This is a genomic window from Sorangium sp. So ce426 (assembly GCF_051475585.1).
In the GTDB taxonomy this organism is placed as follows: Bacteria; Myxococcota_A; Polyangia; order Polyangiales; family Polyangiaceae; genus Sorangium; species Sorangium cellulosum_B.
This window is the reverse complement of record NZ_CP150341.1, coordinates 9,140,084-9,165,281: the sequence shown is the minus strand read 5'-3', so window position 1 is coordinate 9,165,281 and position 25,198 is coordinate 9,140,084. Positions and strand designations below refer to the sequence as shown.

Annotated in this window: 19 protein-coding genes; 9 read left to right on the top strand and 10 right to left on the bottom strand. The window is 71.3% G+C overall.

The annotated features are described in order from the left end of the window. Nucleotides 1-52: 52 nt before the first annotated feature. The 6 genes from WMF44_RS34205 to WMF44_RS34180 all read right to left on the bottom strand — a co-directional run bounded on the left by WMF44_RS34205 (nt 53) and on the right by WMF44_RS34180 (nt 7,245). Entirely contained in the window at nt 53-1,336 is a 1,284-nt protein-coding gene (locus WMF44_RS34205; RefSeq protein WP_437294243.1) for an RNA polymerase sigma factor, read from the bottom strand. A gap of 95 nt (nt 1,337-1,431) precedes the next feature. Continuing rightward, on the bottom strand, nt 1,432-1,857 hold the full coding sequence (locus WMF44_RS34200) for a YciI family protein (protein WP_437294242.1): 426 nt from the start codon (nt 1,855-1,857) through the stop codon (nt 1,432-1,434). A gap of 198 nt (nt 1,858-2,055) precedes the next feature. Then, complete coding sequence (locus WMF44_RS34195) at nt 2,056-3,030, bottom strand: tetratricopeptide repeat protein (protein ID WP_437294241.1); 975 nt, start codon at nt 3,028-3,030, stop codon at nt 2,056-2,058. A 23-nt stretch (nt 3,031-3,053) separates the two neighbouring features. Then, nucleotides 3,054-4,658, bottom strand: a complete 1,605-nt coding sequence (locus WMF44_RS34190; protein WP_437294240.1) for a serine/threonine-protein kinase — start codon at nt 4,656-4,658, stop codon at nt 3,054-3,056. Nucleotides 4,659-4,801: 143 nt separating this feature from the next. Continuing rightward, complete coding sequence (locus WMF44_RS34185) at nt 4,802-5,494, bottom strand: VTT domain-containing protein (RefSeq protein WP_012239029.1); 693 nt, start codon at nt 5,492-5,494, stop codon at nt 4,802-4,804. 224 nt (nt 5,495-5,718) lie between these two features. Next, on the bottom strand, nt 5,719-7,245 hold the full coding sequence (locus WMF44_RS34180; protein ID WP_437294239.1) for a deoxyribodipyrimidine photolyase: 1,527 nt from the start codon (nt 7,243-7,245) through the stop codon (nt 5,719-5,721). A 441-nt stretch (nt 7,246-7,686) separates the two neighbouring features. Between WMF44_RS34180 and WMF44_RS34175 the strand changes: the two genes are divergently transcribed. From WMF44_RS34175 to WMF44_RS34165, 3 genes are all read left to right on the top strand, one after another. Beyond that, a complete protein-coding gene (locus WMF44_RS34175) occupies nt 7,687-8,886 on the top strand; it encodes a hypothetical protein (RefSeq protein WP_437294238.1) in 1,200 nt (399 codons plus the stop codon). Beyond that, nucleotides 8,883-9,641 (top strand): ferritin-like domain-containing protein, encoded by a 759-nt coding sequence (locus WMF44_RS34170; protein ID WP_437294237.1) that lies wholly within the window; start codon nt 8,883-8,885, stop codon nt 9,639-9,641. The genes WMF44_RS34175 and WMF44_RS34170 overlap by 4 nt, the downstream gene beginning before the upstream one ends. Before the next feature lie 166 nt (nt 9,642-9,807). Beyond that, nucleotides 9,808-11,946 carry a S9 family peptidase gene (locus WMF44_RS34165; RefSeq protein ID WP_437294236.1) on the top strand — a complete coding sequence of 713 codons (2,139 nt, stop codon included), beginning with the start codon at nt 9,808-9,810 and terminating at the stop codon, nt 11,944-11,946. Nucleotides 11,947-11,954: 8 nt separating this feature from the next. Here WMF44_RS34165 and WMF44_RS34160 read toward each other — a convergent pair whose 3' ends face one another. Both WMF44_RS34160 and WMF44_RS34155 read right to left on the bottom strand, forming a co-directional pair. Beyond that, nucleotides 11,955-12,422: a response regulator gene (locus tag WMF44_RS34160; protein WP_437294235.1), complete on the bottom strand. Its 468-nt coding sequence runs from the start codon at nt 12,420-12,422 to the stop codon at nt 11,955-11,957. A 176-nt stretch (nt 12,423-12,598) separates the two neighbouring features. Then, complete coding sequence (locus WMF44_RS34155) at nt 12,599-13,399, bottom strand: TerC family protein (protein ID WP_437294234.1); 801 nt, start codon at nt 13,397-13,399, stop codon at nt 12,599-12,601. A 434-nt stretch (nt 13,400-13,833) separates the two neighbouring features. Here WMF44_RS34155 and WMF44_RS34150 point away from each other — a divergent pair, with 434 nt between their 5' ends. Continuing rightward, the gene (locus WMF44_RS34150; protein WP_437294233.1) at nt 13,834-15,975 is read left to right on the top strand and encodes a hypothetical protein; all 2,142 of its coding nucleotides are present in this window, start codon (nt 13,834-13,836) and stop codon (nt 15,973-15,975) included. Nucleotides 15,976-16,051: 76 nt separating this feature from the next. After that, nucleotides 16,052-16,432 (top strand): STAS/SEC14 domain-containing protein, encoded by a 381-nt coding sequence (locus WMF44_RS34145; RefSeq protein WP_437294232.1) that lies wholly within the window; start codon nt 16,052-16,054, stop codon nt 16,430-16,432. A 48-nt stretch (nt 16,433-16,480) separates the two neighbouring features. Here WMF44_RS34145 and WMF44_RS34140 read toward each other — a convergent pair whose 3' ends face one another. Beyond that, complete coding sequence (locus WMF44_RS34140) at nt 16,481-18,787, bottom strand: Rv1355c family protein (protein WP_437294231.1); 2,307 nt, start codon at nt 18,785-18,787, stop codon at nt 16,481-16,483. A gap of 84 nt (nt 18,788-18,871) precedes the next feature. Next, nucleotides 18,872-19,300, bottom strand: a complete 429-nt coding sequence (locus WMF44_RS34135) for a hypothetical protein (RefSeq protein ID WP_437294230.1) — start codon at nt 19,298-19,300, stop codon at nt 18,872-18,874. Nucleotides 19,301-19,953: 653 nt separating this feature from the next. Here WMF44_RS34135 and WMF44_RS34130 point away from each other — a divergent pair. The 4 genes from WMF44_RS34130 to WMF44_RS34115 all read left to right on the top strand — a co-directional run bounded on the left by WMF44_RS34130 (nt 19,954) and on the right by WMF44_RS34115 (nt 25,196). Next, a complete protein-coding gene (locus WMF44_RS34130; protein WP_437294229.1) occupies nt 19,954-21,402 on the top strand; it encodes a CoA-acylating methylmalonate-semialdehyde dehydrogenase in 1,449 nt (482 codons plus the stop codon). After that, complete coding sequence (locus WMF44_RS34125; protein WP_012239016.1) at nt 21,402-22,274, top strand: nitrilase-related carbon-nitrogen hydrolase; 873 nt, start codon at nt 21,402-21,404, stop codon at nt 22,272-22,274. Before WMF44_RS34130 ends, WMF44_RS34125 begins: the two co-directional genes overlap by 1 nt. Nucleotides 22,275-22,350: 76 nt before the next feature. Beyond that, nucleotides 22,351-23,754, top strand: coding sequence for a dihydropyrimidinase (hydA, locus tag WMF44_RS34120; protein WP_437294228.1), 1,404 nt, complete (start codon nt 22,351-22,353; stop codon nt 23,752-23,754). Between the two features lie 47 nt (nt 23,755-23,801). Further along, nucleotides 23,802-25,196, top strand: coding sequence for an FAD-dependent oxidoreductase (locus WMF44_RS34115; protein WP_437294227.1), 1,395 nt, complete (start codon nt 23,802-23,804; stop codon nt 25,194-25,196). Nucleotides 25,197-25,198: the final 2 nt, after the last annotated feature.

Below are 25,198 nucleotides of genomic sequence, written 5' to 3'. Positions count from 1 at the left end.
CTCGGCGCGGAGCCAGTCCGTCGCCGCGACGGCGGCGCCGACCCCGCCGTTGTCACCGCGACGGCGGCGCCGAGCCGCCCGCGCACGCGGCGGCGCGCGCGAGGAGCAGGTCGCGCTCGCGCGCGTTGCGCGTGAGCGACGCCGCGCGCTCGAGCTCCGCGCGCGCCTCGTCGAGGCGGCCGAGCTTCGCGAGGAGGTCGCCGCGCACGCTCGGCAAGAGGTGGTAGCTCTCGAGGGAGCGCTCCGAGGTCAGCGCGTCGACGACGGCGAGGCCCGCCGCCGGGCCGAACGCCATCGAGAGCGCGACGGCGCGGTTCAGCTCGACGACGGGCGACGGCGTGACCTGGGCGAGCGCCGCATAGAGCGCCGCGATGCGCGCCCAGTCCGTCTCCTCCGCGGTGCGCGCGCGCGCGTGGCAGGCGGCGATCGCGGCCTGGAGCGCGTAGGGACCGCGCGCGCCGCCGAGCGCCTCGGCGCGCTCGAGCGCCGCGAGGCCGCGGCGGATCAGCAGGTGATCCCAGCGCGCGCGGTTCTGCGCCAGGAGCAGGATGGGCTCTCCCGACGGTCCGACCCGCGCCCTGGAGCGCGACGCCTGGATCTCCATCAGCGCGACCAGGCCGTGGACCTCCGGCTCCCGCGGCGCGAGCTCGGCCAGGATGCGGCCGAGGCGGAGCGCGTCCTCGCAGAGGGCAGGCCGCATCCAGTCGCCGCCGGCCGTCGCCGAGTAGCCCTCGTTGAAGACCAGGTAGATGACCTGGAGCACCGACGAGAGGCGGGGCGCGAGCTCGGCCCCGCGGGGGACCTCGAAGGGGACGCGCGCCTCGGCGAGGGTCCGCTTGGCGCGGACGATCCGCTGGGCGACGGTCGGCTCCGGGACGAGGAACGCGCGCGCGATCTCCTCGGTCGTCAGGCCTCCGAGCAGGCGGAGCGTGAGCGCGACCTGCGCCTCGGTCGAGAGGACCGGATGGCAGGCCGTGAACACGAGGCGCAGGAGGTCGTCGCCGACGTCATCGTCGTGCGCGGCGTCCAGATCCGGCGCGGCCAGCGCGTGCTGGGCCTCGATCTCGTGGCCGAGCTCCTCGTGCTTGCGCTCGAGCCGCTTGCTCCGGCGGAGCTCGTCGATCGCGCGGCGCTTCGCGGTGGCCATGAGCCAGGCGCCCGGCTTGTCCGGGACCCCCGACTCCGGCCACCGCTCGAGCGCGGCGACGAGCGCGTCCTGCGCGAGCTCCTCGGCGAGGCCGACGTCGCGCACCATCCGCGCGAGGCCGGCGATGAGCCTGGCCGACTCGATGCGGAAGACCGCGTGGATGGCGCGATGCACGTCGGGGGCCGTCACGGCGCCCGATCAGAACACCTTCCGCCGCCAGCGCAAGCCCCCGCCGCCGGCGCACGCCCCCCCGCCGCCGGCGCACACCCCCGAGGCGCGCGGGGCTACTTCTTCTCCGCCAGCTGCGCGCGCAGGCGCTCCTCCTGCTCCCTGAGCTCGGGCGTGAGCGCGGGACCGAAGTCATCCGCGGTGAACACCTGGCGAATCTCGATCTCGGACTCCTCGTTCATGGGGTTGGGGCAGCGCTTCACCCACTCGATGGCCTCTTCCTTCGACTTCACGTCCCAGATCCAGAAGCCCGCGATCAGCTCCTTCGTCTCGGCGAAGGGCCCGTCGACGACGGTCCTCTTGTCGCCCGAGAACCGGATGCGCGCGCCCTTCGTGCTCGGGTGGAGCCCCTCGCCCGCGACCATCACGCCGGCCTTGACGAGCTCTTCGTTGAACTTCCCCATCTCGGTGAAGAGCTGCTCGCTCGGCATGACGCCCGCCTCGCTGTCCTTGGTGGCCTTGATCAGGATCATGAATCGCATGGTCGTGTCTCCTTGCTTCCTTGGTGGAGCTGGGCTCCGGAGGGTCTCTTGCCCGGGGCGAACCGTGGCTTCATCGTCACGACGAACGGCGGGGCGCGGGATCGACACGCCGGGCGATCTTTTTTCGAGATACTGTCAAGTACGCGTAATTGTTGATGATTGTAGCAGCCGGCCCGCCCGCCGCGCCGGTCCGGGCCCTCAGAAGCGACTGCGCAGCAGCGCGCCGCCGCCGCCCGGCAGGATCGCGGGCGTGAGGGCGACCGAGCTGCGCTGCTCCGGCGCCGTCAGGAGGAGCACCAGGCCAGCGCCGATCCCGACGAGGCCGACGGCGCCGAGCACGGTGCTCGTGGTGGTGAGCGTCTGGCCCCGCGCGCTGAGGGACATGCCGTCGTCGCTGCAGCGCGAGGGATCCGGGCATTCCTTCTCGAGGTCGCCCTTCGTGCCGAGCGCGAGCCCACCCGTGATGAGGCTCCCGCCCACGGCCGCGGCGCCGACGCCGCCGATGACGAAGCCGAGCGTGCGCTTGAAGCTCGAGGGAGCGGCGGGGGTGGGGGGCGGGCCCGAGGAGATTGCAGGGGCCTGCGGCGCGTCGGGCACAGGGACCGGAGGCGGCGCGGCGGCCGGCGGCGGCTCGAGGCGCACGACGCTGCGGGCACCCTCCGCGAGGGTCACGGGCGCGTCGGTCTGCCGGCCGCCGGGCCATCGCGCGACGACGGCATGGTTCCCGGGGTCGAGCGGGAGCTCGCTGCCGATGCTGGCCTGCGGCAGCGGCGCTTGATCGAGGAGCAGCTCCGCCGGCGCCGGTGCGCCCTCCGGGAGCTCGACGACCAGCTTGGGCACGCGCGGCTCGAGCTCCCTGATGCGCTGCTCGGTGATGGGCAGACGGGGATCGCCGGGCGCCAGCTGGGTGAGCAGCTCCTTGAAGTGCTGCCATGCGCTCGCCACGCGCCCGAGATCCGCTTCACACTGGGCCAGGTTGAGCAGCGTGCCGCGCGACGGATAGGTCGCCTGGCTCCGGCGGAAGAGCGGAATCGCGTGCGCGCAGCCTCGCGCTTCCACCGCTGCGCGGCCCTGCTCGAAGAGCTCCTGTGCCTGGGCCTTCGGATCCTTGGGCTGCGCGGAAGCCGAGTGGCTCATCGCGCAGAGGGCGGCGCAGAGGGCGGCGCAGCGCATCGCGCGAGTACCTCTTGTTCGTCTCAGTCCCATTTGTTCCAAGGATCCTCGGGCTTGTTCTGCGTCCTGACCTGCGAAGACGACGGCGGTCTGGCCGTGCTCACGGCGTTCGCGCTCGCCTTCACCGGCGGCGTCGCCGCTGTCGAAGATGCCGCTGCCTTCGCTCGTGCGTCCGGGGAGGCGCTCGCGACCGGCGCTGCGCTGGCCTCGAGCGCAGCGCTCGCGGTCTCCATCGCGGCGACGGTGGGGGTCGCCGTCACCCCGCCGGCCGCGCCGGGGGCGCTGGCCGCGCCGGGGGCGCTGGCCGCGCCGGGGGACGTCGGCCCGAGCTCGGTCTCCGCGCTCGATGAGGCCACGGGCGAGTCGCTGTCCGGGGACGCGCTCGGCGTCAGCCGCCACGCAAGGAAGATCCCGGTCAGGAGGAGCGCGCTGGCGGCGCCTGCCAGCAGCGCCACGCGGCTGCGCGGCGCCCGGCTCCGCGTCGTGTTGCCCCAGGAAGCGTGCGGCAGCGTCGCGTGCGCCGCTCCCGCCACCTCGCTCCCGGGCGACGACGGCATGTCCGGGCGGTCCGGCATGGGCGCCGTCGCGGCCTCGGCCGCTCCGGATGCTCCACGCCACGCGGGCGAGGACGCGCCGAGCGCGCCGGGCGCCGCGGGGGGAGCGCCCACCGGCGGGTACCCGCCGCGGGAAGCACGCTCCGGCAGGATCCGGTCGATGCTCTCGAACGAGAGCCGCCCGCGCTGCGTCCCGAAAGGCGCGAGCACGCGGCCGATCTCGGCGACGCTCTGGACGCGGGCGCCCGGGTCCTTCGCAAGGCACCGGCCCACGAGCTCCCCGACGGCGGGCGGCAGGTCCGGCCGCAGGGCCAGGACGGCGGTGGGCGTATCCATGATGATGGCCGCCGTGACCGCGGTGATGCTGTCGCCCTCGAACGGGTGCCGCCCGGTGAGCATGCGATACAGGATCACGCCGAGAGCCCAGATGTCCGTGCGCACATCCGCGTATTTCAGGCTGCGAATCTGCTCCGGCGACATGTAATGGATGGAGCCCATGATGAGGCCCGTCGCGGTCAGGCTCGCCTCCTTGACAGAGTCGCCCGTGGCGGTGAACTTCGACAGGCCGAAGTCGAGGACCTTGAGGAGGGGAGTCCCGTCGGGGCGGCGGGTGAGGAAGAGGTTCTTCGGCTTGAGGTCGCGGTGGATGATGCCGCGCGCGTGGGCCTCGGCGATCGCCTCGCAGGCCTGGAGCACGTAGTCGGCGGCGTCGGCGAGCGGGAGGACGCCGCGGGTCTGGAGCACCTGGCCGAGATCGTCGCCGGTCAGGTACTCCAGCACCATGTAGGCGGCGCCGGTGCCCAGCGTGCCCATGTCGAGGACACGCGCGATGTGCTGTCCGTCGAGGGCCGCGGCGGCGCGGGCCTCGCGGAGGAATCGAGCGCCGGCGTCGGGGAGCGCGGCGGCCTCGGGGAGGAGGAGCTTGACGGCGACGCGGCGCTCCAGGACGACGTCCCAGCCCGCGAAGACCACGCCCATGCCCCCCGCGCCGAGGACGCGCTCGATGCGGTACTTGCCCGCGAGGACGTCGCCGGGAACGGGGACGCCGGAGGGGACGGCGGGCTGCTGCGCCATGGTGAGAGGAGAGCGTAGCGGGGAGGTGGCGCGGAGTACAAGGGGCGGGCGGCCTCGGTGGCCGCTCGCGAGCGCCCGATCCGGGAGGGCTCGCGCGATGACGTACTCGACGCGATCCGGTCGCGACGTCCGCCGGAGAGCGCCTACGGCTCGGCCTCGATCCGCGCGGCGTCCTTCTTCTGCTGGAGCCTGTGCTTGATCGCCCCGAAGACGACCGGCGCCACGGAGACGAAGATGATCAGGTAGACGACCCGCTCGATCTGCTTGGCGTCGAAGACCTTGCCAAGGAAGTAGCCGAGGAAGGTCATCGAGAAGACCCAGAGCACGCCGCCCACCACGTTGAACATGGCGAAGCGCCGGTACTGCATCTGCCCCACGCCCGCCACGACCGGCGCGAACGTCCGGGCGAACGGCATGAAGCGCGCGAGGATGATCGTCTTGCCGCCGTGCTTCTCGTAGAACTTCTGCGTCGCGATCAGGTGATCCTTGCGGAACAGGAGCGACTGCTCGCGCGTGAAGATCTTCGGGCCGGCGCGCCGCCCGATCGAGAAGCCCACCGCGTCGCCGATGATCGCCATCGCCATCAGCGTGACGTTCATCAGGAGCAGGTTCTGGAAGTTCGGTAATCCGAGCGGGTTGATGAGCCCCGCGTTGACCAGCACCCCGGCGGTGACGAGCAGCGAGTCCCCGGGCAGGAAGAACCCGATGAGCAGCCCCGTCTCGGCAAAGATGATGATCATCAGGACGGGGTAGCCGCCCCACTGGAGCAGCGACTCGAGCTCCCTCAGCCTGCTGAAAAATTCACGGAGGAGATCCACGGCCGCTCGATAGCTCACCTCGGCGGCCGCGTCGAACCCCGCGTGCGCCCCGGCCGCCAGCGCGCCGCCGGCGTCCAGCGCCGCCGTTCACACGGGCGCCGCCGGCGGTGCGTCGCCCTGCATCGCTGGCCGCCCCGCCGGGCTACTCCCGCGGGGGAGCTCCCCGGCTGGACTCCCCGAACCCGAGGGCGAGCTCCCCCCGGCGCGCCGCCCGCGGCCCGCGCCGCCGGTGGCCGCGCGCGCTACGGCGTATAACGCGCCAGGTACTCCTTGAGGTGCAGCTTCCGGGCCGTGTTCTCGGACGACATGTAACGTATCGTGCCGAAGATCTCCCGCTCTGGACCCCAGGCCCGATCGTAGCGGCCGAGCACCCAGAAGATGCCCGAGGTCGAGTTCGGGTCGCGGCCGTCGAGCGCATACCGGTCGTTGAGCTCGATCATGATCTCGAGCGCCTCGCGCGGCGTCCGCGACCACTCCAGGATCTTCTTGCCCCAGAGCATCCGGAGGTAATTGTGCATTCGCCCCTCGCGGAGGAGCTCGACCTGCGACGCGTTCCAGATCCGGTCGTAGGTCGCCCCGGCCGCGAGCGCCTCGATCGGGTAGACGCGCGGGCGCCTGTCGCGCGCGTGCTTCTCGAGCGTCGCGAGCGCCCAGTCCGGCAGAGACTCGTACTCGGTCGGATCGCGCTTCCACGAGGGGCGCGGCCCGTCTCCCTCGCTCGCCCCGAGCGCGAAGGCGTTGAACCCGAGCTCCCGCCAGGTGACGAGCTGCTCGAGGAACGCCTCGGCCGAGGCGCTCATCCCCCAGAACCCCTCGCGGCTGCCGCTCGGCCGCTTCACGCCGTCACCGAGGCGGCCGAGCCGCTCGACGCGGAAGGCCTCGCGCCGGGCGACGGCCGCGAAGACCTCGTGCGCCGCGAGGTGGCCGAAGTGCAGGTACGGCGACAGGCCGCTCGTCGCGCCGGCGTCGGGGTGATCGCGCTCTTCCTGGTAGCGCGGCAGCCGGTCCGCGACGAAGCGCGCGAGCGCCTTGCCAGCCGCCTCCGGGCCGCCCCGGCAGGGCGCCGGCGGGACGGCGTGATCGATGGGGAGCGCGGAGAGCGCCGCAGGGTCGCCCCCGAGCAGCGCCGGCGAGGCCGCGGGCCACCTGCGCGCGATCGCGCGGGGGAGGGGCGCTGCAGGCCGGAGCTTCGCCCGCTTCAGCGGATCGACGGCCGGCTGCGCGCCGAGGTGCTCGCCGATCACCCGCTGCCAGAAGATGCGGAACGAGCGCGCGGTCGTGAACACCCGATCGGCCGCGCGCATCGGCAAGAGGCCGTTCGAGTCCACCTGCTCGAGGCGGACCGGCGCCTGCCGCGCCGCCGAGGCGACCATGCGCGGGAGGAAAAAACAGGGGTAGTCGTCCGTGACCACCACGCACGCCCGCGCCGCGAGCGCGCCGAGCAGGCCCTTGCCGGCCCCCTCGGCGGGCTCGACGTAGAGGTGATGCGCGACGCCGGCCGCCGCGAGGCGGCGCGCGTTGTCGGCCATGCCGTCGATCACGAAGCGATGGATCCTGTCGCTCGCCCAGCGGTAGCCGCACCGGAGCGCCTCCAGCACGACGAGCGGTCGATCGAGCGCCATCGACCAGGCGATCGCGCGCTCCAGACCGAAATTGTACCGTGTCCGGCGGCTCGCGATCATCCAGTAAAGGACGTAGTCGCCGCCCTCGCGGACAGGCATCGCGTTGCGGGTGCGGAGACGGAGCTCGGGGACGCTGCTGGAGATCACGACACCTCCTCCACGACCGGCCCGCCAGCGCGCCGCCGCGGGGCCGGCGAACTGCTCTCTTCCGGACGAGCGGTGCTCTAGAGCGACAAACGGGTTGAAACCACAAGAAAGAGGAGAAATTTCACAGGGAGGCGGGGAGGCGGGGAGGCGGGGAGCGAAAGACGGCAAGAGGGAGAAATTCATTTTCTTCTTCCTCCCCGCCTCCCCGCCTCCCTGTGAAATTTCTCCGGGTTTCAACGTGATCGGTGCTCTAGCACAGCACGGACGCGGGCGCGCACATGCGTCTGGCGGATTCATGTGGGAAAGGCCGGCGCGCGGACCCGGCCTCTCGGGATAGGCCCACGCTTGCGCCGTGGTGAAGGCGGCTTCAGGTACCGCCGCAGCGGTCGTTCATCGGCGCACCAGCACGGCGTACGAGCACGACGCGCGAGGAGGGGCAACATGGCTCTTGATCTCCTGAGAGAGCGGGGGACACCGCTCGACCGCCAGTCGTTCAACTGGCGTGATCTCGTCCAGGTGCCGTTCAGCAAGCTCGACGACGACGCGTTCACCCGGGTGCGCGTCATCCTGATGAACGGCATCGAGCTCGAGAGCGTGCGGTTCCTGCACAGCTTCGCGCGCATGAACCGGGATCTGCGGCGCGTGCTCGCCCAGGTGCGCCGCGTCGATCACCACCAGACCACGGTGGTGAACTGGCTCAACCCGCCGGATCAGTCGCCGCTCGAGACCACCATCGGATACGAGCAGGTCGCGATCGAGATCACCGCGCACGTGGCGCTCGCCGAGCCGGACCCGTACCTCGCGCAGGTCTATCGCTTCGGCATGCTCGAGGACTACGATCACCTGTATCGCTACGCGGCGCTCCTGGACCGCCTGGAAGGCAAGGACGCGAACAACATCCTGCAATCGTACACCGACGTGACGGCGGGGCGCCCGACCGCGGTGGAGCACCGCGCCCCCGAGGACGACGTGCGCGCGCCGTACGACCGGCGGACCGCGAACGGGATCACGAAGCTCAACGCGCTCACCATCATGGCGGCCGAGCAGCAGACGCACAACTACTACGTCAACGTCGGGCCGTTCTTCACGGATCCGGTGGCGCGGCTGCTCTACGCCGAGATCGCCTCGATCGAGGAGCAGCACGTGACGCAATACGAGGCGATCATCGACCCCGAGGAGACCTGGCTCGAGAAGTGGGTCCTCCACGAGGCCAACGAGGTCTACAACTACTGGAGCTGCCTCCAGCAGGAGCAGAACGCCCGCGTGAAGCGGATCTGGGAGCGGTTCCTCGACTACGAGCTCGGGCAGCTCCACGTGGCCATCGAGCATTTCAACCGGATCGAGAAGCGCGACGCGGCCGAGATCCTCCCCGCCTCGCTCCCGGACCCGGTGTCGCACAAGAGCCACCGCCAGTTCGTGCGCGACGTGCTGTCCACGGAGGTGCAGCTCCGCGCCGTCGGCGAGGACATCGTCGATCCGAGGGTCGTCCCGGAGAGCGCCGCGACGATCGCCTACCGGCAGCAGATGAACTCCGCCGGCTCCCCCTCCGAGATCGTGGCCGCGGGCTACCGGTTCACGCCGGGCACCGAGCTCTCGCGGCGCGCCGAGAAGATCGACGGACAGAAGGAGGCGACGCCATGAAACAGATCAAGATGGGGACCAACACCACGGGCATCGCGACCTCTCCCATCGACAGCAAGGAGCTCATCGAGTTTGCGCAGGTGATCCCGCCGAGCTCCCCCGGGAGCGAGGCCGAGGCCGCGGCGGTCAGGAGCGAGTACGCGAGGGAGTCGGGCACGGTCGGGAGCGTGCCGCCGCCGGCGAGCCTCAAGGGGGTCGTCAAGGCAGCCGGGGAGCTCATCCAGGGCAGGCCCCCCGCGCTGCTCATCGACAAGCTCGGTGAGCGCCTCCAGTTCGAGCGCTCGGGCACGCGCCTCTACGAGGCGATGATCGCCAAGCACGACGCGGAGGGGAGCTTCGAGGGGGGCCCGACGCGCGCCGACCTCGAGGCGATCCGCGACGACGAGCTCCGGCACTTCGCGCTGCTGAAGCGCGCGATCGAGCGGCTCGGGGCCGATCCGACCGCGATGACGCCCGGCGCCGACGTCATCGGCCTGGCGTCGTCCGGCGTCCTCGCGGTCGCCGTCGAGCCGAGGATCAACCTCGGGCAGAGCCTGCAGGCGTTGCTCGTCGCCGAGCTCACGGACAACGACAGCTGGCGGATGCTCATCGACCTGGCGATCGCCTACGGCCAGGACGAGATGGCCGCCGAGTTCCGCGTGGCCGAGCAGCACGAGGCGATCCACCTCGAGCGCGTGCGAGCGTGGCTGTCGAGCAAGCTCGCGCTCGACGCGCGCGGCGAGCCCACCAGCACGACACCGCAGCAAGCCGCCTGACGCGGAGCCGGCACACTCCCCCAGCCCAGGCGATCCGGGCTGGGCGGATCGCGGGCGCTTCGGTGCGGCCCCGTAGACCGGCCTCCGGGATCTCGGTTATGACGCTCGGCGCGCGGGCCCGGCGCATGCGGGGTGCCGCCAGCGGCTCCGCGCCCCGGGTGAACCCATGGACTTGCCCCAGAAGCTCCGATCGCTGTTCCTGCTGCCCCTGATCGCGCCGCTCGCCTGCGGCGGCGCTCCGGCGTCCGCGCCGCCGCCTCCCGGACAGGCCGCCGCGCCGGCCCCGGCAGCGCCTGCAACCCCGGCGGCCGCGGCCCCGGCGGCCGCAGCCCCGGCCGCGCCGGCGAAGGCCGGGCCGCGCGCCGACGCGACGCTCATGCCGCGGCGCATGCTCTTCGGCAACCCGGATCGCGTGTCCCCCCAGATCAGCCCGGACGGCCAGCGGCTCGGGTTCCTCGCGCCCTCCGACGGCGTGCTCAACGTGTGGGTCGGCCCGGCCCAGGCGCCGGCGTCGGCCAAGCCGGTCACGAAGGAGCAGAGCCGCGGGGTGCGGACCTTCCTGTTCCCTTACGCGAGCGACTACGTCCTCTATCGCCAGGACAAGGCCGGCGACGAGAACTGGCACATCTACGCCGTCGAGCTCAAGACCGGGCAGATCAAGGACCTCACCCCCTTCGAGGGCATCGCCGCGATGTTCGAGGGGATGAGCCCCAAGATCCCGAACGAGATCCTGATCGGCATGAACGATCGGGACAAGAAGGTCCACGACCTCTACCGCGTCGACGTGCGCACCGGCGAGCGCAAGCTCGTGCGGAAGAACGAAGGGTTCGTCGGGTTCGTCACCGACCATGACTTCAAGGCGCGGCTCGCGTCGCGGATGACGCGCGACGGAGGCCAGGAGTTCCTCGACCTCACCGGCAAGGAGCCGAAGCCCTTCGTCGCGTTCGGGCCCGAGGACGCCGTGACGAGCGAGGCGGTCGGCTTCGACGCGGCCGGCAAGACGCTCTATTTCCGGGACAGCCGCGGCCGCGACACCTCCGCGCTCGTCACCCTCGATCCGCGGACCGCGAAGCCCGCCGTGCTCGCCGAGGACGCGAAGGCGGATGTCAGCGCCGTGATCGTCCACCCGAAGACGGGCAAGGTCCAGGCGGCGGCCTCCGAGCGCGAGCGCAAGCGCTGGCAGGTGCTCGACAGGAGCATCCAGCCGGATCTCGACGCCCTCCGCGCGGTCGCCGACGGCGAGCTCGACGTGCTGAGCCGGTCGCTCGACGACAAGCGCTGGACCGTCGGATACACCGTGTCGGACGGCCCGGTCCGGTACTACCTCTACGACCGTGACGCGAAGAAGGCGACGTTCCTCTTCACGAACCGCGCCGCGCTCGAGTCGCAGCCGCTCGTGAAGATGCGGCCCGTGGTCATCAAGGCGCGCGACGGCCTCGAGCTCGTGAGCTACCTGTCGCTGCCGCGCGCCGCCGACCCCGACGGCGACGGCAAGCCGGAGAGGCCGCTCTCGATGGTGCTCCTCGTCCACGGCGGCCCCTGGGCGCGCAGCTCCTTCCGCCTCGATCCGATGCACCAGTGGCTCGCGAACCGCGGCTACGCCGTGCTGAGCGTCAACTTCCGGGGCTCGACGGGCTTCGGGAAGAGGTTCGTCAACGCGGGCGACCTCGAGTGGGCGGGCAAGATGCACAACGACCTGCTCGACGCCGTGGAGTGGTCCGTCGCGCAGGGCATCGCCGACAGGGCTCGCGTGGCGATCATGGGCGGCAGCTACGGCGGCTACGCGACGCTCGTCGGCCTGACCTTCACGCCGGAGACCTTCGCCTGCGGCGTCGACATCGTCGGCCCGTCGAACCTCGTGACCCTGCTCCAGTCCATCCCGCCCTACTGGGCGCCGATGGTCGAGCTCTTCGCGAAGCGGGTCGGCGACCCCCGCACCGAGGACGGCCGCGATCTCCTGCGCACGCGCTCGCCGCTCTACCGCGCCGACCAGATCAAGCGGCCCCTCCTCATCGGCCAGGGCGCCAACGACCCGCGCGTGAAGCAGGCCGAGAGCGATCAGATCGTCAAGGCGATGACGAGCAAGCGGATCCCGGTCACGTACGTGCTGTACCCCGACGAGGGCCACGGCTTCGCCCGCCCGGAGAACTCGATGTCGTTCAACGCGATCGCGGAGACGTTCCTCGCGCAGTGCCTCGACGGCTCCTACGAGCCGGTCGGCGGCGACTTCAAGGGGTCGAGCGTCACCGTCCCCGTGGGCGCCGAGGTCGTCCACGGGCTCTCCGCGGCGCTCCCCCGGCCCTGAGCGCGCCGCTACGTCCGCTGCGTCGACGCGGTCCGCGTGCGCCGCCGCGCCTCTGGCTCGCTCACCGGGGGCGCGCTCGTGAGGTCGTCGAGCGTCTCCAGCAGCTGCTCCAGATCGAACGGCTTGTTGATGATCCTCGTCGCGTCCGGGTGGTTCGGATCGATGCAGAAGCCGGGATCGCTGAGCGCGGTCACGAGCACCACCGGCGCCGCCCTCCCCTCGGCCGTGAGCGTCTCGATGAGGCGCGGCCCGTCCAGGAACGGCATCACGCAGTCGATGACGATGGCGTCGGGCGGCGCCTGGGAGCGCAGCCGCTCCAGGGCTTCCAGGGGGTCGGTGTACCCCTCGACCTCGTATCCTTCCGCCAGCAACACCTCCGCCAGCGTCTCGACGATCGCGTCGTCGTCGTCGACGACGACGATGCGCCGCTGCCTTCCTCGCTCTGAGTCTCCTTGGTCGTCTCGCTCGTCGCTCACGCTCACGCTCACCTCGGTGGAGAACCCCGGTGTCACTTCTGGGACCGGCCGCTCTCGCCGTCGACCCTCGTAGACCACCTCTGTGCGAATTGTTTACAGGCTCTCCCGGTGCTCGCTCCAAGAGCCCCGGCCTCCGCCGCCTCTCCGGCTCTTCCGCGGAGATCCCGGCGCGGGGCTCAGCCCCCTGGCGGAGCCTGCTCGTGCGCCGGCGACAGGTCCGGAGAGCTCCCCAGCCGCGTGCGCAGCTGGACGGGCCGCTGGCGCACCCGGAGGCGCATGTTGATGAGCTCGACGCCGAGCGAGAAGGCCATCGCGAAGTAGATATACCCCTTGCTGATGTGCTGGCCCATGCCGTCGGCCATGAGCACCACGCCGATGAGGAGCAGGAAGCTCAGCGCGAGGATCTTCATGCTCGGGTGGCGCTGGATGAACGCGCCGATGCTCCCGGCGAAGACGAGCATCACGCCCACCGCGATGAACATGGCCACCATCATGATCGAGATGTCCTGCGCCATGCCGACGGCGGTGATGACCGAGTCGAGCGAAAAGACGATGTCGAGCAGCACGATCTGCGCGATGACGGAGGGGAACGACGCCTTCGCCTTCGCCTTCGGCTGCTCTTCCTTGGGATCGTCGACCTCGAGTTTATCGAACATCTCGTGGGTCGCCTTGCCAATCAAGAACACACCGCCGGCGAGCAGGATCAGATCACGCCCGCTGAAGGCGTGTCCGAGCAGGCTGAACAGGGTAGCCTTGAGTCCCATCACCCATGAGATCGCGAGCAGGAGGAGCAGCCGCATCCCGAGGGCGAGCAAGAGGCCGATGCGGCGGGCGAGCGGCTGCTGCTCCAGCGGCAGCTTCGCCGTCATGATGGAGAGGAAGACGATGTTGTCGATTCCAAGCACGATCTCCAGCGCGCTGAGGGTTGCCAGCGTGATCCAGCCGTCGGCGTGCAGAAAGGCGCTCATGTCGGGCATCGGGGTGGCGCTTTGTAGCATGGACAGCCGTGGCCGCCCGTCACGTCCGGACCATCGCCCCGCTCTCCGGTGGATCCTGGGCGATCTTGCTCCCGTGTTCAGGGCGCGTGGCGACGGCGATTACGACGGATGCGTGAACGCAAGTACGTCAACGGCGTCAACGGCGTCAACGGCGTTGACGTCGACGACGGCGACCCTGCAGGGCGACACACGGCGGCACGGGCGGCGCTTGACGCGGGATGTTGACATCCGGTACAGAGGATCTGGAAGTGCGCGCAAGTGGATCTGCCTCCTTCCCGGCTTCCAGGTGAGCTCCTGCGGGGTGTTGGCGAGCTCGCCGAACAGCGCCGTGTTTCCTCGCCATGGTGGCGAAGCCGCCTCGTTGCCTGTTCCTCACCTGGAACGCGTGGCCTCACGACAGAGGGGGCGCTCGCGTGACCGTGGTTCCGAAGGTCGGCTTCGGGCAGGACGCGCGCTGGGCCGCCGGCGGCGGCGCTGACGGGGGGCCTCTGGATCGGGCGCTCCTCGGGGGAGATCCGGCGGTCAGGGTGCCGGAGGCGTGCTGGCTGGACGGCGGCGCTGCCTGGCTGCGCATCGAGGGGCGCGACCTGAGCCACCCGATCGTCCTGCTCGGTTCGATGGGCGCCTGGATCGAGCCCGACTACCGGACCTCGTTCCCCTTCGGCAGCGTCGTCCGGGTGCGCCTGTACGCCGGCGACGTCGAGATCGGTCCGCTCTCCGCCGTGCTGGTGCTCCAGTCGATGGGCCTGCGGGGGCCGCTCATCGGGCTGTCGTTCGAGGACGGAACCCCCTCCCGCGCGGCGGGGCAGATCCGCGACGTGCTGCGCGCCCTCGTCGACGCGGGCACGGCCAAGGCGGCCGCGGCGAGCCTGTTCAGGCCCTCGGCCACGGACGCGGGGCAAGTGCGCGAGATCATCGACGACCCGAGGAGGGTGCGCAACATCCTCGGCTTCCTGCTGCGGAGGAAGGGCGTCGTCCGCCGCGCCGCCGAGAGCGCGCCGCCCCTCTGCGTGATGCTCGGCGAGGTGGGGGCCGGGACGGTCACGTGGTTCGGCATCAAGGGCTGGAGCGAGGACGCCGCTGTCGAGATCGCCGGGCAGAACTCCGTCTTTCGCTTCAACGTCCGCGCGGACGAGGTGCGCCCGGGCGAGCTCGTCTCCGCGCTGCCGGCGCGCGTGGAGCGCCTCCGCAAGAGCCTGCTGCAGCGGGGCGTCGAGGCCGATCTCACCGCGCGCTTCCTGCACCCCGAGTGGCTCCACATCCCGCCGATCGAGGCCGATGTGGTCGACGTGTCCTTCTCGGGCCTGCGGATGGCGCTGACGAGGGGACACCCGCCGCTGCTCCCCAGGCACAAGCTCTCGCTGGAGCTCCCCGACGGCGACGACGGCGTCGTCCACCTGCGGGGCGAGGTGCGGTCGGTGTCGGCCGTGGAGGGCGCGGACATCCAGCTCTGCAGCGTGCACGTGACCGCCGCGCGGCGCGAGGACGAGCGGCGCTGGCTCAGGCTCGTGTCCCGCATCCTGCACGCGACGACCTACGGGGGGACCGCGTGGCAGGCGGAGCTCTGGGATCTCTTCGACTCGTCCGGCTATTTCAACCTCTCCGGGCGGCGGCCGGAGCACTTCGAGGCCATCAAGCCGAGCTTCCTGACCATGGCGCAGAAGGCCGCGGCGGTGCCGCACCTCCTGTACAACGTGGCGTGTCTGTCCGAGCACGGGATCGAGGGCAATTTCTCGATCATGAAGCCATACCACAGCACGTGGATGATTCATCAGCTCGCGAAGCGGCCGAAGTCCGCGTCGAACCTGAGCTCCCGGCAGGTGCTCCGCGACATGTTCACTCGCTGCTTCGAGCACGCGATGGCCGACCCGGAGTGCCGCTGGATCATCGCCTACGCGGAGGCGCACGTCGCGTGGAACGAGCGATCGCTGTTCGAGTTCGCCCGCGCGCGCCACGAGACGGGCCACGTCCTGTCGCTGCCTTTCCGCCTGATGGGGGTGGACGCGCGCGCCGCGCCGCGCGCGCCGCGCGAAGCCGGCGGGCCGATCGAGATCGGCGAGCCGACCCCCGGGGAGCAGGCGGCGCTGCTCGGCCTCCTGTGCGCGACGTCGCCGCGCATGTACGCGGAGGCGCTCGATCTCGTGCCCGGCAGGCTCGGGATGGGGCCCTGCGTCGAGCGCTGGCGCAGCGCGGGCCTGGAGCGGGAGCGCGTGCTCCTCGTGGCGCGCCAGCACGGAGAGCCGCTGGCGGTCGCGGTCCTCGAGCTCGGCGAGCTCGGCACGAACCTCTTCCGCCTCCTCGACTCGGTCCGCGTCTTCCCGATGCGCCCCGGCGGAGACGCCGCGCTCGGCCCGCTGCTCGACGCGGCGTGCGGCTGGTTCCGCAGCCACGACAGGAAGTCGTTCATCTACTTCGGTGAGCGTGGCAAGCTGACGTTCGATGGTCCTGCCGGCTTGCACGACCTCGGCGAAGGACGGCTGTGGATCGTCGCCAGGGAGATCGTCCCGGAGTTCGTGGAGCATGTCTACCGGCTCACCGAGCCGAAGCCGCGATAACGGCCTGGATCAGCGGCGGCGCGACGCTATGGTCTCTCGGTCTCAGTCTCGCTCTCGGCTCTCCAGGTGAGGCGGCATGTACCAGCTCAAGATCGACCTCATCAACGCGCTCATCGAGGTCACGTTGCAAGGCGTCGTGCGCACCGAGGAGGCGCAGGCGTACGCCGCGGACTACAAGAAGGCCCTCGGCTCGCTCTATGGCCGGAGGATCCGCGTCCTCGTGGACTTCCGTGGCTTTTCCATCGCCTCCGAGGAGGCGACGGAGCTCCTCCGCGACATCGCGGCGACCTCGACCGCGATGGGGGTGATCAGGGCCGCCGAGCTCGTGCAAAGCGATCTCGCGGCGCTGCAGGCGAGCCGGATCGCCCGTGAGGCGGGGACCGCGCAGCTCGTGCGGGTCTTCAAGGACGAGGCAGCCGCGCGCAGCTGGCTCTTCGGCGATCGCCCGGCGCCGTGAGGGCCGGCGCTGCGCGGGCCGCCGCGGCGCGCCGCCCGCGCCGCCCGCTCAGCGCACGACGAGCACGTCGTCGATGGGGCGGCGGAGGGAGCGCGCCGACACGGGGCCCGCGAGCGACAGGCGGAAGAGCAGGACCTCCGCGGTCGCGTCGTCGACGTCGAACAGCCGGAGATAGCGCTCCCGGAGCCCGGTCGCGGCCTCCGCGGTCTCCGCGTCGAGCCCCTCGCCGCGGCCCCGGATCAGCCGCGCGAACAGGTAAGGCAACGTCGTCATCGGGTAGACCGCGATGCCCAGCTGCGTCGCGGTGAGCCACGCGCGCTCGACCGCCCTGCCGCCCTGGAAATAGTCGATGAGCCGGGCGCGCGGCAGGGTGATCAGCCCGACGGCCGCCGCGCAGCGGATCGCCTTCTGCGCCATCCTCTCGAGCCCCCGGCCGCCGCCCCAGCGCCGCACGAGCTCCAGGGCGCGGTAATCCCGGCAGATCTTGAACCCCGCGAGATCGGTCGGCGAGAGCTCGAGCGTGCCGACGAACAGCCCGTCCCGGCGCGCCTCGGCCTCCGCCTCGGTCCAGCGGACCTCCCGCATCATGTCGGCGTGGGTCTGCCTGGCGAGCATCCGGAGCCGATCGCCGGCGCCGATGAGGGCGCCGATCTCGTCGAGCTCCGCCGGCGCCTCGAGCAGCCCGAGGCGCGCCCCGGGGATGGACTCGACAGCGGCGCGGAGGGCGGCGCGGTGCTCCTCCGCGAGCGGCGCCCGCTGGCCAGGGCGCCGGTTCGTGTGCCGGAGCCCGATGGCGTCCGCGAGGCCATCCATGGCGTGCTCCTCGGCGCCGGGGGTCGGCGCGCCGAAGAACGCGAACGTGGCGACCAGGTCCTCGTCGCCCTCGCGCGGGAACGGCGAGACGCGCACGCCGAGCCCCTCGCGGTGCGCGGCGAGGACGACGTTCTCGGCGGCCGCGCCGAGCGCGACAACGCCGCCCGCGCCCTGGAAGTCGGCGAGCGACTCGGAGCGCGCGCGGTCGTGGAACAGCCCGAGGCGACGGCCCTCGTGGACCCAGAGCCAGGGCTGGCAGTTGCCGCCCGAGGGCGCCGCCACGCCCGCCGCGACGAGCCGCCGCAGCCGCGCCGGGTCGAGCGCGACGGCGCCGGCCTCGGCGGCCGGGAGCGGGCCCGCCGCCGCGGCGAGGGCAGGGCCCGGCGCGCGCGGCGCGCCCGCGGCGGCCGGCTCCCCCTCGGGGCCGCTGATGAGCTCCTCCAGGTCGACATAATACCGCCCTGACCGCACCGGCTCCCCGAGGGCGATCCGGCGCGCCGTGTCCGCGGCCGCCGCCCCGCCGTGGACGACCGCCGACCCGAGCTGAGGCCATGTGCTCACCGACTGCTGCACCTCGATGAGCGACGCGCGGAGCCGGAGCGAGATCGCGTCTTGCCCGATGATCTGCATGACATAAGGCACCTTGTCCTCGGTCGACAGGCCGCGGACGCGCTCGGGCGTGAGATCGCCGACGAGCCCGTGGAGGATCGGCCGATCGCCCTCCAGATCGAAGCGCTCGACGTCGATGAGCCCCCGGTCGCTCGTCTCCATCACGACCGGTATGCGGCGGGCGCGCGCGCTCGCCCGGAGCAGGAGCTTGATATCGAGGCTGTCGCACTCGTCCACGAGGACATCGAGCTTGCCCCCGTCGAGCAGGAAGCGCTCGATATTGTCCTCCGTGACCCCCTCGGGGAAGCACGTCACGTGGAGGAACGGATCGAGCTCGGCGATCTCGCGCGCCGTGGCGACGACCTTCGGCAGGTCGAGGTTGTGCGCGCCGGTCCGGATCCGGTTCAGGTTCGAGAGATCGAGGTGGTCGAAGTCCGCGAGGCGCAGCTCGCCGGCGCCCCGCTCGAGCGCGATGGTCATCGCCACGGACTGCCCCACCGAGAGGCCGACGACCCCGATGCGCCGGCGGGCGAGCGCCGCCTGCTCCTCGCCGCTGATCTTGTGCTTGTTCCGGTCGGTCCGCAGCTCGACGAACTCGGCCTCATCGAGCAGGTGCACGAGGCGGTGCGACCATGGATAGTAGACCCAGACTCCATAGGCCTCGACGGGGGCGCCGTTCAGGTGCTCTCCCACGAGCCGCGCGACGTCCCGCTCACCGAGGCGCTCCCGGGGGTGGCGGGTCTTCACGAGATCGGCGAGCTGCCGGTCGATCGTGTCGAAGATCTCGATCCGGGCGTCGTCGTGGAGCAGGCGGCCGAGCTCCTCCGCGTCGTCCTCGCGCGCCGGGCGAAAGAAGCGGGGCCGCCACGCGCCGTTCGTGGCCTCTCGCGCCGCTCGCGAGGAGATGAGCTGCTGCCAGCGGGTCGTGTTCATCGCGGTGGTTCGGTCCCCCTCCTGCCACCCTCCTACCACCCCCGCGCCCCAGGCGTCGCCGCGATCTCCCCGGCGGCCCGCGGGTCAGCGCGGCGCGCGGGACGGCCGGCCCTCGATCTCGAGTCTCATCTTCGTGACCTTGTGTTGCACCTCGGCGGCCTCAGGCCCGGTGATCTCCAGATAGCGCAGCGCGGCCACGACGTCGCTGCCCCGGAACGCCTTGACCCGCGGGTTGAACCAGCTGAGCGCAGTCCCGATCTGCCGGACGAGGAGCGCGTCCGTGCAGATCGCCACCGTGAGCGCGGTCTTGCTCACGTAGTCGTTGATGGATGCCCGCTGCTTCGCGTTGGGGCCCCCCCCGGCGGTCACCACGAGAGTCTTCGTGCAGGTGGGCGGGAGACTGCCCGCCGCCTGCATATACCCTTCCCATTCCTCGTCGCTCGGCGGTTCCCTGCCGTGGACGGCGATGAGCACGTGCTCCGTCGTGTCGAACAGCATGCTGGGTTTCGTCATCGTCTCACCGAGCGCGCACCGATCTTACGTCGATCTTACGTCTGCGCACCGCCGAGCCGCCAGCGCGCACAGCCACCCCCTGGGATAGTCGTGCGGCTGGCCACCGGGCAAGGATCCGCGAGGTCCATGGGGTGCACCTAGGACGGTTCGATCGACGGAGCAACGACCGCGCGCGACTTTCGATGCGGTGCTCCGGTGGACGGGCGACGGGCCGCGCCGCGCCGCGCTTCGGCGCGACTCCCTCGTGGCGCGGGCGGCGGCGAGGGAGTCGCGCCGGGCCGCCTCGACGTGGGGCATCGCGGCGGATGGAGTCGCTCGAGCGGCAGGGTCCTCTCGTGCGCGTCGCTCGCGTCGTTCGCGCGGCCCACCCAGGGCATACCCGAGTTATTTCCAAAGTATTTCATGACGTGCTGCTGGGCAGTTGCACGGTGGGCCGCCAGCTGCTCTGTGGTCTATACTACGGGATGTGCGCTGGGGATCTTCCGTAGGCCGGTGCGGTGTGCGCGCCGCGTCGCACCGAGGCTTGACGGATGGCCCCCACCGCATGTAGCGCTCGATCGGTGGGCTGTGATGCCCAGCAGCCAGGGGCGGCGCCCGGCCTGTTGGTCGGGGCTGCCGAGTGACGACCTCGCCGGGGGGAAAGGTTTTTCACGATGCGTGTGCTGGAAAACTTCGTCGGCGGAGCCTGGTCTCGAGCCTCGGGGGCGACGCGCCTCGAGGTGAAGAACCCGGCGACCGGGGAATCTCTTGCGGAGGTGCCCCTCTCGACGGCGTCCGACGTCGACGCGGCGGTGAAGGCCGCGCAGGCGGCGTTCCCCGGCTGGAGCGCGACGCCGCCGGTGCAGCGGGCGCGCTACCTCTTCAAGCTGCGCGAGATCTTCGACGCCCATCGCGACGAGATCGCGGCGATCTGCACCTCCGAGCACGGCAAGACGCTGACCGAGGCCCGGAACGATTTCGGCCGCGGCATCGAGAACGTCGAGCACGCGGCCGGCATCCCGGCCCTCCTGATGGGGCAGGCCCTCGAGGACGTCGCGTCCCGGATCGACTGCCACACGATCCGCCAGCCGCTCGGCGTCTTCGCCGCGATCACGCCGTTCAACTTCCCCCCGATGGTGCCGCTCTGGTTCCTGCCGTACGCGATCGCGACGGGGAACACGTTCGTGCTCAAGCCGTCGGAGCAGGTCCCGCTCTCGCAGCAGCGCATCTTCGAGCTGATCGAGCAGGCCGGGCTGCCGCCCGGCGTGGTGAACCTGGTCCACGGCGGCCGCGACGTCGTGAACGCCTTCTGCGCGCACAGGGACATCGCGGGCGTGTCGTTCGTCGGCTCGTCGGCTGTCGCGCGCCACGTGTACAAGAGCGCCGCGGAGGCGGGCAAGCGGGTCCAGGCGCTCGGCGGGGCGAAGAACTTCCTCGTCGTGATGCCGGACGCCGAGCGGCAGATGACGGTCGCCAACGTGGCCGAGTCCATCTACGGCTGCTCCGGCCAGCGATGCCTGGCCGGCAGCGTCGTCGTGTGCGTCGGCGACACCTACGAGGCCGTGCGCGACGGGCTCGTGCGCCACGCGAAGGGGATCGTGCTGGGCGACGGCTCGAAGCCGGGCGTGACCATGGGCCCGGTGATCTCGGCGGCGCACAGGGACCGGGTGCTCTCGTACATCAACCAGGGCGTGGCGGAGGGGGCGACGCTCCTGCTCGACGGCCGGGACGCGAGGGTCGAGGGGTATCCGGACGGCAACTGGGTGGGGCCCACGGTCTTCGACGACGTGCGGCCAGGGATGGTGATCGCGACCGAGGAGATCTTCGGGCCGGTCGCGTGCCTGATGCGCGCGAACGACCTCGACGAGGCGATCGCGATCGCGAACCGGAGCGAGTACGGCAATGCGGCGTCGATCTACACGTCGAGCGGCCGCGCGGCGCGCGAGTTCCAGCACCGCGTGGGTGCCGGGATGGTCGGCGTGAACATCGGCGTCGCGGCGCCGATGGCCTTCTTCCCCTTCGGCGGCCAGAAGGGCAGCTTCTTCGGCGATCTCAAGGCGCACGGCCCGACGGCCATCGACTTCTACACCGAGCGCAAGATCGTCATCACGAGGTGGTTCTGATGGCACGGAACGTACTTGGCGGGCTCATCCAGTGCTCCACCCCGATCGGCGATGACGGCGCCTCCGTCATGGCCATCCGGGACGCGATGTTCGAGAAGCACCTGTCGTTCATCGACGAGGCGGGGAAGAGGGGTGTGCAGATCCTCTGTTTGCAGGAGGTCTTCAATACACCTTACTTCTGTCCCTCGCAGGACGCGAAATGGTGCGACGTGGCCGAGCCCGTCCCCGGCCCGACGGTCGAGCGGCTCGCGGCGTACGCCAAGAAGTACAAGATGGTGATGATCATCCCGATCTACGAGCGGGAGATGGCGGGCGTCTACTACAACACGGCCGCCGTGGTCGACGCCGACGGCACGTACCTCGGCAAGTACCGGAAGACGCACATCCCGCACACGAACGGGTTCTGGGAGAAGTTCTTCTTCAAGCCGGGGAACCTCGGTTATCCCACGTTCCAGACGCGGTATGCGCGGATCGGCGTCTACATCTGCTATGATCGCCACTTCCCGGAGGGGGCGCGGCTGCTCGGCCTGAACGGCGCCGAGATCGTGTGGAACCCCTCGGCGACGGTCGCCGGGCTCTCCCAGTACCTCTGGAAGCTCGAGCAGCCCGCGCACGCCGTGGCCAACGGCTACTTCATCGCCGCCTCGAACCGCGTCGGCACCGAGGCGCCGTGGAACATCGGCAAGTTCTACGGGACGAGCTACTTCTGCGACCCGCGGGGCAGCTTCCTCGCGACGGGGAGCGAGGACAAGGACGAGCTCGTCGTCGCCGAGATGAACCTCGACCTGATCGAGGAGGTGCGGAGGACGTGGCAGTTCTACCGCGATCGCCGGCCCGAGACGTACGGCGAGCTCACGGAACAGCTGCCCTGAGGGCCCGGGGCGGCGGGAGGGCGGCGCCGCCTCCGGAGGGGACCCGCCGCCCGGCGCTCACCCGCGGAGGAGCAACATGGGCATCCTGATCAAAAACGGCGAGATCATCACAGCGAGCGACCGGTTCGTCGGCGACGTCTACTGCGAGGACGGGAAGATCGCCGCGGTCGGCGCGGGGCTGTCGAAGGAGCGCGCGGGGGACACGGTGATCGACGCCTCGGGGCAGCTCATCTTCCCCGGCGGGGTCGACGCCCACGTGCACATGGAGCTGCCGTTCATGGGGACGGAGAGCTCCGATGATTTCGAGACAGGCACGGCGGCGGGCGTCGCCGGGGGCACGACCTCGATCATCGATTTCGTGATCCCGGCCCGAGGGCAGGCGCTGCTCGACGGGCTCGCGATGTGGAACGAGAAGGCGAAGAAGGCGGTCTCCGATTACGCCTTCCACATGGCCGTCACCTGGTTCGGCGACGACACGCTCGAGGAGATGGCCGTCTGCACGCGCGAGCACGGCATCCCGTCGTTCAAGACCTTCATGGCCTACCGCGGGGCCATCGGCGTCGACGATCCGGAGCTCATCCAGGTGATGCAGGCCGCCAAGGGCCTCGGCGCGCTCGTGACCGTGCACGCCGAGCACGGCGACGCGGTCGTCGCACTCCAGAAGAAGCTCCTGAAGGAGGGCAAGACCCACCCGCGGTACCACGCGCAGAGCCGCCCCGCGCCGATCGAGGGCGAGGCGACGGGGCGCGCGATCATGCTCGCCCGGATGATCGGCGAGCCGATCTACATCGTCCACCTCACCTGCAAGGAGGCGCTCGCCGCGGTCACCGAGGCGCGGAGCCGGGGCCAGGTGGTCATGGCCGAGACGTGCCCGCAGTACCTCCTGCTCGACGACTCGGTGTACGAGAAGCCCGGCTTCGAGGGGGCGGCCTACGTGATGAGCCCGCCGATCCGGCCGAAGGGCCACCAGGACGCGCTGTGGGCCGCGCTCTCGTCGGGGCTCATCCAGACGGTGGCGACCGACCACTGTCCCTTCAACCAGGTCGGCCAGAAGGACATGGGCAAGGACGATTTCTCGCGGATCCCGAACGGCGCCGCCGGCATCGAGAACCGTCTCGCCCTGCTCTGGACCTACGGGGTGCTCGCGGGGCGGATCGACGTCCACCGCTTCGTCGATCTCTTCTCGACGCAGCCGGCCAAGATCTTCGGGCTGTACCCGCGCAAAGGCTCGATCGTGCCGGGCGGCGACGCGGATCTCGTGGTCTTCGATCCGAAGGGGACGAGCACGATCTCCGCGAAGACCCACCATCACCGGTGCGATCGGAGCATCTTCGAGGGCTTCGAGGTGAAGGGGAAGCCGACGCACGTCATCGTCAACGGCCGGGTCCAGTGCGTGGACGGCAAGCTCGACGTGGAGCGGGGCGCCGGGCGCTACCTCCCGCGCCGGCTCGGCCCGACCCAGGGAGCCCAGGCCTTCTAGTCACCACCCACCACGCACCATTCGAGAGGAGCCGCGCGAGCGCCAGCATGACCCGAGCCCCGATACGCCTCTCAGCCCTCCCGTCCGGCCGGATCGAAGAGCGATTCGAGGACAAGAGCCCGCGCTACAACGACGCCGAGGCGATCGCCGAGGCGAACCGGTGCCTCTATTGCGTCGACGCGCCCTGCGTCAAGGCGTGCCCGACGGCGATCGATATCCCGACGTTCATCCGGAAGATCGCGGCCGGTCAGGTGAAGGGCGCGGCCCGCACCATCCTCACGGCCAACCTGCTCGGCCAGTCGTGCGGGCAGGCCTGCCCCGTCGAGGTGCTCTGCGCGGGCGACTGCGTCTACAACGGGTGGGGGCGCGAGCCGATCGCGATCGGCCGCCTCCAGCGCTACGCTGTCGAGTCGGCCCTCGCGCGCGATCCGCGGATCTTCCGGGCGAAGCCGCCCACCGGCAAGAGCGTCGCGCTCGTGGGCGCGGGGCCCGCGTCGATCGCCGCGGCGGGCTACCTCGCCCTCGAGGGGCACCGCGCCGTGATCTTCGAGCGGAAGGCCATCCCCGGCGGCCTGAACACGCTCGGGATCGCGCCTTACAAGATGAAGGGGCACGAGGCGCTCCACGAGCTCGAGTGGGTCCTGTCGCTCGGGGACATCGAGCTCCGCGCCGGCGTCTCGGTCGTCGCGCAGGCGGCCGGGCCGGGGGAGGTCTCCGCGCGCGACCTGGTCGCGGAGTACGACGCGGTCTTCCTGGGGCTCGGCCTGGGCGCCGACGCGCGCCTCGGCCTCCGCGGGGAGGACGGCGACGGCGTTGTGGGCGCGACAGCGTTCATCGAGCGGCTCAAGGCCGACCCGGGCCTCGACCTCGCGGGCGTGCGGCGCGCGGTCGTCATCGGCGGCGGCAACACGGCGCTCGACGTCGCCCACGAGCTCTCGCTGCTCGGGGTCGACGTGGCCGTCGTGTACCGCCGCTCCGAGGCCGAGATGTCGGGCTACGCGCACGAGCTCGAGGGCGCGCGGGTCGCCGGCGCGCGCCTCGTCGAGAACCGGGTGCCGGTCGAGGTGGTGCGCGAGGGCGGCAAGGTCGTCGCGCTGCGGATCGCGCCCGCCGACACGGGCGCGGGCCCCGCGCCGGGACCGGCCGGAGAGGAGCTCCTGCCCGCCGACCTCGTCGCTGTCGCGATCGGGCAGAGCCGGGCGACGCAGGTGGCGCTCGCGTTCGAGGGGGTGGTGCTCGACCCGAGGGGGCGCGTGGTGGTCGACCCGGCGACGCACCGCACGGGCAACCCGAAGGTGTACAGCGGCGGCGACTGCGTGAACGGCGGCAAGGAGGTCGTCAACGCGGTCGCCGAGGCGAAGATCGCCGCGCGCGCGATGCACGAAGCGATGATGACGCGGGCGGGCGGCGCGGCGCCCGTGCCCTCACCGCAAGGGAGCTGAGC

Coding starts and splice junctions, on each gene's coding strand:
- WMF44_RS34200 (WP_437294242.1), bottom strand. CDS start 1,857: ATGCGATTCATGATCCTGATCAAGGCCACCAAGGACAGCGAGGCGGGC.
- WMF44_RS34195 (WP_437294241.1), bottom strand. CDS start 3,030: ATGCGCTGCGCCGCCCTCTGCGCCGCCCTCTGCGCGATGAGCCACTCG.
- WMF44_RS34190 (WP_437294240.1), bottom strand. CDS start 4,658: ATGGCGCAGCAGCCCGCCGTCCCCTCCGGCGTCCCCGTTCCCGGCGAC.
- WMF44_RS34175 (WP_437294238.1), top strand. CDS start 7,687: ATGGCTCTTGATCTCCTGAGAGAGCGGGGGACACCGCTCGACCGCCAG.
- WMF44_RS34170 (WP_437294237.1), top strand. CDS start 8,883: ATGAAACAGATCAAGATGGGGACCAACACCACGGGCATCGCGACCTCT.
- WMF44_RS34165 (WP_437294236.1), top strand. CDS start 9,808: ATGGACTTGCCCCAGAAGCTCCGATCGCTGTTCCTGCTGCCCCTGATC.
- WMF44_RS34155 (WP_437294234.1), bottom strand. CDS start 13,399: ATGCCCGACATGAGCGCCTTTCTGCACGCCGACGGCTGGATCACGCTG.
- WMF44_RS34145 (WP_437294232.1), top strand. CDS start 16,052: ATGTACCAGCTCAAGATCGACCTCATCAACGCGCTCATCGAGGTCACG.
- WMF44_RS34140 (WP_437294231.1), bottom strand. CDS start 18,787: ATGAACACGACCCGCTGGCAGCAGCTCATCTCCTCGCGAGCGGCGCGA.
- WMF44_RS34135 (WP_437294230.1), bottom strand. CDS start 19,300: ATGACGAAACCCAGCATGCTGTTCGACACGACGGAGCACGTGCTCATC.
- WMF44_RS34130 (WP_437294229.1), top strand. CDS start 19,954: ATGCGTGTGCTGGAAAACTTCGTCGGCGGAGCCTGGTCTCGAGCCTCG.
- WMF44_RS34125 (WP_012239016.1), top strand. CDS start 21,402: ATGGCACGGAACGTACTTGGCGGGCTCATCCAGTGCTCCACCCCGATC.
- hydA (WP_437294228.1), top strand. CDS start 22,351: ATGGGCATCCTGATCAAAAACGGCGAGATCATCACAGCGAGCGACCGG.
- WMF44_RS34115 (WP_437294227.1), top strand. CDS start 23,802: ATGACCCGAGCCCCGATACGCCTCTCAGCCCTCCCGTCCGGCCGGATC.